The 7,480-nt window shown below is 43.2% G+C and carries 8 protein-coding genes; 3 read left to right on the forward strand and 5 right to left on the reverse strand.

Annotation, left to right across the window (positions count from 1 at the left end; genetic code table 11):
- Positions 1-112, reverse strand: a 112-nt coding sequence (locus VB714_RS13905) for a helix-turn-helix domain-containing protein (RefSeq protein ID WP_323225145.1), incomplete at its 3' end; no start/stop codon positions are given.
- Between the two features lie 293 nt (positions 113-405).
- A complete protein-coding gene (locus VB714_RS13910; RefSeq protein ID WP_323225132.1) occupies positions 406-1,332 on the reverse strand; it encodes a phosphate ABC transporter substrate-binding protein in 927 nt (308 codons plus the stop codon).
- A 251-nt stretch (positions 1,333-1,583) separates the two neighbouring features.
- Between VB714_RS13910 and psaK the strand changes: the two genes are divergently transcribed.
- Together psaK and VB714_RS13920 are read left to right on the forward strand one after the other, a co-directional pair.
- Positions 1,584-1,847: a photosystem I reaction center subunit PsaK gene (psaK, locus tag VB714_RS13915; protein WP_323225135.1), complete on the forward strand. Its 264-nt coding sequence runs from the start codon at positions 1,584-1,586 to the stop codon at positions 1,845-1,847.
- 164 nt (positions 1,848-2,011) lie between these two features.
- Positions 2,012-2,776, forward strand: a complete 765-nt coding sequence (locus tag VB714_RS13920; protein WP_416309685.1) for a carbohydrate ABC transporter permease — start codon at positions 2,012-2,014, stop codon at positions 2,774-2,776.
- Positions 2,777-2,800: 24 nt separating this feature from the next.
- Here the strand turns inward: VB714_RS13920 and VB714_RS13925 are convergent, their stop codons facing one another.
- A complete protein-coding gene (locus VB714_RS13925; protein WP_323225139.1) occupies positions 2,801-5,074 on the reverse strand; it encodes a GumC family protein in 2,274 nt (757 codons plus the stop codon).
- A gap of 66 nt (positions 5,075-5,140) precedes the next feature.
- The gene (locus VB714_RS13930) at positions 5,141-6,604 is read right to left on the reverse strand and encodes an SLBB domain-containing protein (protein ID WP_323225141.1); all 1,464 of its coding nucleotides are present in this window, start codon (positions 6,602-6,604) and stop codon (positions 5,141-5,143) included.
- On the opposite strand from VB714_RS13930, the gene VB714_RS13935 reads away from it, so the two are divergent.
- Positions 6,605-6,799 (forward strand): hypothetical protein, encoded by a 195-nt coding sequence (locus tag VB714_RS13935; RefSeq protein WP_323225143.1) that lies wholly within the window; start codon positions 6,605-6,607, stop codon positions 6,797-6,799.
- A gap of 22 nt (positions 6,800-6,821) precedes the next feature.
- On the opposite strand, the gene VB714_RS13940 is transcribed toward VB714_RS13935, so the two are convergent.
- Positions 6,822-7,154 (reverse strand): anti-sigma factor antagonist, encoded by a 333-nt coding sequence (locus VB714_RS13940; protein ID WP_204105416.1) that lies wholly within the window; start codon positions 7,152-7,154, stop codon positions 6,822-6,824.
- Positions 7,155-7,480: the final 326 nt, after the last annotated feature.

The following is a 7,480-nucleotide window of genomic DNA, read 5'->3' on the forward strand; positions in this document are numbered from 1 at the left end:
GCTCTCTTAGGGCGTAATTCCAGACAGCACGACACACTCTCAAGGTGTTCTCAATTACCTCGATTTGCTTTTCGTTCGGGATTAATTTATACTCGTAAGTTAGTGTTAACATTTTGACCTCCTGAATTAGATTTTAGCAATCTTTACAGAGAATGTCAATCTATTTGGACTCCCTTTGGTCGGTTTTGTTTGTTGGCAAAAATTCATCTCACCGCTAACCCTAATGCGCGTAGCGCAGGCTTCGCCAACGGGTCTAGCGGGAGTCCTCTTTTTGCATTTTGTAGATAGTTTTTTCGAGGACAATTTTCTGCTCCACTATAATTTAGTTTTTTTGTACTGTCAAGCTCGCGATCGCACGATCGTTCCAACCTGCGATCGGCCTCAGATTTATCCACATCAACAGAATTATTGACCTGCGATCGCCCCTTTACCTTCATCGGATGTAGTATACCCTAGGAAAGCTGCAACACCACTGGTAGGAGGGTTTTTATAAACATAGAAAAGCTCTCGTTTGTAGGGATAATTCGCTGATTCTGGCGTTAAACCATCAACAGCAACCACTCGTACAGTTTGTTGATCGACAACTTGATTAAATGTAGCGTAACCAATTCCATCCCGCCTCAATTCTTGCAGCATTCCCGTTGTTTCGTCTCTGGGCATGGTTTCAATATTGGAACTCGTACCGAAATTGTTTCCATTTAAAACAAGACTTTGAAATACTTGATGGGTGCCACTGACTTGCGGTCGATTGAGAACGCGAATTTGGCTGTTTTTGCCGCCTACTTGCGACCAGTCGGTAATTTGCCCAGTAAAAATACCCACCACTTGCGCTTGAGTTAAACCGCGTTGAAAAGGATTATTCTTGCTAACAACGAGGGCGATCGCATCTTGGGCGATGGGAATAGCAACTAATCCTTGTGCCTCTTCTTGAGGGGTTAAAGGACGAGAAATTGCTGCTATCTCTGCACTTCCCGCTAACACTGCTGCAATGCCTTTCTCTGTCCCTTGAGATTGCCAGACGATCGCCGTACCGGGATATCGTGCCTCAAATTTCGCCTTTAGTGCAGTGTTAATTTGCACCATACTGGTGGAACCATTAATGTTCACAATAGTTCCGGCAGGAACAGAAGGAAGGAGAGGAAATGTTGTTCCTGATGCTGGAGGAGGGGAATTCGGGGCATTTGAATTAGAAATTGGGGCAGTGGAGACAGAACCATTTTGAGCCAGATTTCCAGATTGTTTGCGAGTAAACCACCAATATCCCCCGCCTAAAATTCCCGCCGTAATGAACAGCGCCAAAATCAGGGGTAAAGTTTCATTTTTTTGAGACATGATTAAAATTGAACGCTCCCTAAGATTTTAAATGGGGACTGCGCGGGAGAACTATTCACAGATATGCAACGCCCTTACTTCCTCTATTTTAATTGCAGCGATCGCAACTATTGTAACGATTCTTTGCGAACAAATTTCTATCTCTCTGTCTGGGAGACATTAAGAAAATGTTAATTGTTGTAACAAAACGATACTCGCGACTCCAAAGTTTGAGATAAAAATTACAGCGAATTTGTTGAGGAGAAAAGAAATTGACTAATCTAATATTGTTGGCTGCTGCTGTTCCCACTACTGTAGCGTGGAGTCCCAAAGTCGCTGTGGTTATGGTCGTCTGCAACATTTTGGCGATCGCAATTGGTAAAGCAACCATCCAAAACCCCAGTGAAGGACCTGCACTTCCCATGCCCGAAATGTTTGGTGGAATGGGTTTACCGGCTTTACTGGGAACAACCAGTTTCGGTCACGTTATCGGTTGTGGGGTTATTCTAGCACTGGGTAGCCTTGGGGTTCTTTAACCCAATTTAGTTTTGCTTGAAAAAATAGCTGTCTCGACATTCGAGAGGGCTATTTTTTCTTTTTCTTTAATTCTAATTCTTTAATCCTAACCAAAGTGACTCAAACGAAAACGCGATCGCAATTATTCCGAACCTATTTTACACTCACTCTCCTTGCTGCCTTAATGTTATTTCCTTTGTTGTGGTTGCTTGGAACATCTTTAAAGTCACCCACGGAACAAATTTTTGGATTTCCTCCCCAACTCATTCCCCGAGAACCCACTTTAAATAACTTTCGTGAAGTTTGGCAACTACATCCCTTTGGCCGCTATTTATTCAATAGTACCCTTATTGCTGCGTTAACTGTTTTCCTCAATCTTTTATCTTCTTCCTTAGCTGCCTATCCTTTAGCAAGATTAACATTTAAAGGGCGAGATTTGATTTTTGCTCTCGTGGTCTCCACAATCATGATTCCTTTTCAAATTGTCATGATTCCTCTATATATAATAACAGTAAAACTCAACTTAGTCAACAGTTATTTAGGTATTATTTTTCCGGCGATCGCCTCTGCTTTTGGCATTTTTCTCCTCCGTCAAGCCTTTCAAGGAGTACCCAAAGAATTAGAAGAAGCTGCTCGTATGGACGGTTGTACCGAGTTAGGCTTATGGTGGCACGTTATGCTCCCTGCGATTCGTCCCGCCTTAGTCACATTAGCAATTTTTGTCTTTATTGGCTCTTGGAGTGACTTTCTCTGGCCGCTAATTGTGATTACCGACCCTGAATATTATACCCTTCCTTTGGGAGTATCTAAGCTATTCCGTGGAGAAGATTTAAGCTGGCGTTTAGTGGCTGCGGGTTCTATTATTGCTATTGCTCCAGCCTTATTATTTTTTGTTTTTGTTCAGCGCTATATTATTCCCACAGAAACGGGAAGCGGTGTCAAAGGATAAACAAAATTCTCAAGCATAAAAATATCACATTTTCTGACCCAAACGGGGAAAACGAGAGGGACGTTCTCGCGGCATAAGATAGGAAACGGGAACGTAATTTTTAACATTGTTAGCGACGAAACCAAGAACTGAAGCACCAGAAATTTTCAAGTTTTCGATCGCCTTATCGAGAAGACCGCGATCGGTTTTCTCTAAACAGACAACCAGAATAATTCCGTCAGATTTTGCCGCTAAAATATGTCCGTCTGCTAAACCAACCAGAGGAGGAATATTATAAATAACCAGATCGAAAAAACCTTGAAATTGTTCGGCTAAATGCTGCATTTTTCCAGAAGATAATAACTTAACTGGATCGACAATTGTTTGTCCAGCACAAAGAAAAAAGAGATTTTCTTCAAGGGGAAATTGTTGAATTACGTCATTTAAACTTAGATCGCTTTGTAAAATATCACTGAGTCCGAGACTATTTTTTAACCCCAAACGCAGGTGTAATTGAGGTTTGCGTAAGTCCGCATCAACTAATAAAACCCGCCGATCCATACTAGCAGCCGTCTCAGCTAATTGGCGAGCAATGGTTGATTTTCCATCACCGGGAGCCGCCGATCCAATCGTAAGAGAACGACTCGTTCCAAGGAGATCGATATTGGTATAAAGGGAACGAAAAGATTCTAAATAAGCTCGAGAATAATTGGGCTTGGGAAAATCAGAAGGAACGAGTAACAAGTTCTTTTTATCTGCCAGTTTTTCTAATTTTCTCTCATATTTTCTGAGCTTTTTAAAAGTCGGGATCGATCCCAATAATCTTAATTTTGTTGCATTTTTGATTTCTTCCGGAGTATGATAAACTGAGTGGAGAATTTCAACAATAAAACCAATTCCTATTCCAAATAGAGATGAGAGGATAACGGCGATCGCCAGTTGACGCTTAGTATTACCTCCTTTAAATGATAATGGGGTACCATTGGGCAATCTCCAGATATCAGGTTCTTTGATTAAAATCCACGGAATACTACTTTGAGAAGCATCTAATTTTAATCCCTCTCGCTTTTCTAAAAATGTTTTCAAACTCTCTGAGGCCACCGCAAGATTTCGCTCTAAATCGGCATAACTACGCAGAACCTTTGGAAAACCATCCAAACGATTTTGTAATTCTTTCTCTGTGGCTTTAATATAGTTAATTCGTGCTTCTAAATCTTGAATTTTTACCGCTATGGTTTCCACCACTTTGTTAGCTTCTTGAATTAAAATTTTCCTTAAATTCTCCCGTTTTTCGTATTTGATTTGTAAAGGAGGACTGTCCTCTTTAAATTGAGTTGAATCTGTAGCAATCTGAGCCTCAATTGTTTGTAATTGAGCCAACAACAAACTGTAAGCCTGTTGTGTTTCCGTACTGCTTAAAAGTACAGCAACAGGATTTCCTAAAGCAATTTGCTCCTTAAGACCCGCATAATTGGCTTTTGCTTCTTCTAATTGAGCTTGAGTATTAATATGTTGACTGCTTAAATCTCGCGCTTGAGCCGCTAAATCTTTAGCGGTTTCTTCGGGGTAATTAACGTGATTGCGTTCCCGTAATTGTTGTAATTGTTTTTGTAGTCCATCGACACTTCCCTGTAATTCTGGTAATTGTTTTTCAATATGCTCGATTCCTTTGTTGAGACTATTTAAACGTTCCTCTAAAGAATATTCTAAGTAAACATCCTTGACTTGCTCTAAAATAAAGATAATTTTATCTCGATCGGCATCGGCATAACTCACTTCTAAAATTTTGGTGCCTTCAAACTTGCCATCTTTTTCATATTTAATGCGATCGAGGGTTAAATCTTTAGTCAAATCCCCAATTTTTATATCTGGGTATTTTACTTTTATTTTCTCCACCAACGGTTCTAAAATCTTAGGACTCTTTAAGACCCGAATTTGGGTTTCATAGTCCAATAAATCCGAGCGACCTACTCCTTCTTTTGATACTTCAGTAGCGGAAGTTGTACCGGTTCCACTCTGAGCTAAAAGGGATAAACGCGCTAAACGACCTTCGACGGTAACGGGTTCAACTAAGACTTGAAACGAGCCTTTAAATGCTTCCTCAACTTCCTTCGCCTTCAGAAAAATAGTTCCCCCTGTGGCGATCGCTAAGGTTCCTGATACCATGACTATAATCCAAAGGCGGCGGCGAAAAACAGAAAAAAGCCAAGCCAAGTCTAGACTGGTTTCTTCTTTTTGAGGGGGAATCAGAGACGATGGCGATAAAGAATATTCGGAAGATTGGGGTGAGAAAAAAGGATAGTCTGGTTTAGGACTCATGGGGGAAATAAATATGTTCTCTATTTTATTCTCTATTTTATTCTCTATTTTATTTTATTCTCTATTTTAATCGGGAATATTGATAATTCCCAAGGTTTCTAAAATACCAAAAATGCGATCGGGAATTGAGAAGACCGCAAGAGCGCCGGTTCCTGCATTAAAAAAGGTGGTGAGAGCATCTGAAACCCGCGTATTGCGATTTCGTCCTACTAAAATGATATCGTTTTCTTTGAGAATGGGGTTACTTTGTTCGTTAACGGTTGCTTGGGCAATATCTACGGCAACTTCCCGAGAAATAACTGTTCCATCGGGATTGAGGCGAATGAGACGCACATTTTCCCGAAAGGCGCGATCGCGGTTAAATCCCCCGGCGGTCATTAAGGCTTGGTTGAGGGTAGTATTGGGAGTAACTGCAACGATACCGGGGCTTTGTACTTCGCCAACCACGCTCACTTTGATAGAATCTGGGGCAAATCGAGCCGAGGCCAATTCGCTGAGTTCTGCGGCGGAATATTGATTGGCCTCCGGTACAACAATTGTATCTCCTTCTTGTAAGGGAGTATCTTGGGTAATATCTCCGGCTTGGAGAAATTCCCAAAGATTAATGGGGATAATTTGCTCGCCTCCGGCTTTTGTGGGGCGACGAATGGCAATATTGCGAATATCGGCGGTCATTTCAATGCCGCCGGCTTCTTGTAGGGCTTGGGTTAGGGTGGGAATGCCTCCAGTGAGTCCCGTTGCGCCTCCACTCGATAGGGCTGTGCCGATAATATTGTAGGAGCCTGGACGTTTTACCTCTCCCACTATCGATACCGTGCGTCCGGTTTCAATATCGGCGGCAAAGTCAAGGGTTGCCAGTTGTCGAAGGCTGCGAAGTTCAATATCGGGCTGTACGGGGACAAAAACGGTATCCCCATCTCGTAAGGTTAAATCGACGGTGCGATCGCCGGTCTGTAATAGGCTTTCTAAATCGATTTCAAAGACGCGATCGCTGTCTTGGCGAGGACGGCGGCGACGGAGTTGAATGCGGCTGATATCGGCACTCAGGGTAATGCCTCCTGCGGCTTTTAAGGCGGCGGTTAGGGTGGGATGCTGTACCCCAGGATTGTCCCCGGCACCGCCGATTAGGTCTACGGTAAAAGAGCCTGGATTAGTGACTTCCCCTGCGACAAAAACATTGAGGGGACGAGAATTTCGCAGGCGAATGGTGATTAAAGGGCGTTTGAGGTAAGCAGAATATTTTTGCGAAATGGCGTTGGTGGCCTCTTCTAGGGTTAATCCTGCCACGGAAACTCCGCCAATTAAGGGGAGAAAAATAATGCCATCGATGGGAACCTGGTAAAGGCCGCTATATTGGGGGACTTCAAAAATATCAATGGTGAGGCGATCGCCTCCTCCGAGTAAATATTCGCTCTCTAAGTCGCGATCGGGGAGGGTTGGGAGGGTTGGGGGGGATGGGGGGGTTGGGGGGGTTGGGGAGGATGGGGAGGTTGGGGGGTTGGGGAGGGGGAAGGGGGGAAGAGAAAACAATTGGGGCAATTCTCTTCGGGTTGTGCTTCCCCAGTGCCTCGAGGTTGCTCTTCTAAAACAGGAATCTGCGCCCGAACTGGAGAAGCAAAACAAGTTGCTATCCCGCAAAATGTAGCGAAAAAGGTTAGGGAAAATGCTGGCAAAAATACTTGTTTCATTGCGATCGCAGCAAATATTCACTATTCACTATTGTAGGTTAAAGCCCTCCTGCCCCATTCTAGCGTAAAAGTTCCAACCCGATCTCCTGGGTTTCGCAGGTGGTAAAAAAGTTGAGAAATCCAGTAACGGACATGGTTCGATAAATTTCCTGGGCCAAGCCGACGAGAACCAATTGACCATCTTTCGCACTGGCTTGTCGATACAGAGAAAGCAACATTCGCAGTCCCGCACTAGACATATAAGGGACTTCGCTCATGTTAAGGAGAATTTTACTTTGGGGAAGAGCAAGGGGTAGCACTTGCTGCTGCACTTCGGGTGCGGTATTCGCATCGACTTCCCCAATCAGTTCGACAACGGTGATATCGCCGACGGTTTTTACGTTGATATTCATGATTTTCATGGTCGATTACCGGGATGGATTGTAAGGAACGGAAGGTTGTGCTGTCTCAAAATATTGCACCCTTAAGATTTGACTACAGCCTTCAAGGTATGGTTTCCCTTCTCATCTTTGCATTCTATATTGATTTCATTGAACGCTCCCCAACCAAATCAAAGATTATGGTTGGGAATTCTTTCAGCTACGGAAATTCCGTAGCGTTCCCAGAACAACTGGCGTTCTCAGCGTGCAGTCGGAACTTTTGCCCACATACACTCTGGAAAAGTTTTTGTCGCCTATTAATACACAATACCAATATCTCGCGCCAATATTATAACTCG

Origin of the sequence: Spirulina sp. 06S082 (genome assembly GCF_034932145.1) — a bacterium.
GTDB lineage: Bacteria > Cyanobacteriota > Cyanobacteriia > Cyanobacteriales > Spirulinaceae > CCY15215.

Coding starts and splice junctions, on each gene's coding strand:
- VB714_RS13910 (WP_323225132.1), bottom strand. CDS start 1,332: ATGTCTCAAAAAAATGAAACTTTACCCCTGATTTTGGCGCTGTTCATT.
- VB714_RS13920 (WP_416309685.1), top strand. CDS start 2,012: ATGTTATTTCCTTTGTTGTGGTTGCTTGGAACATCTTTAAAGTCACCC.
- VB714_RS13925 (WP_323225139.1), bottom strand. CDS start 5,074: ATGAGTCCTAAACCAGACTATCCTTTTTTCTCACCCCAATCTTCCGAA.
- VB714_RS13940 (WP_204105416.1), bottom strand. CDS start 7,154: ATGAATATCAACGTAAAAACCGTCGGCGATATCACCGTTGTCGAACTG.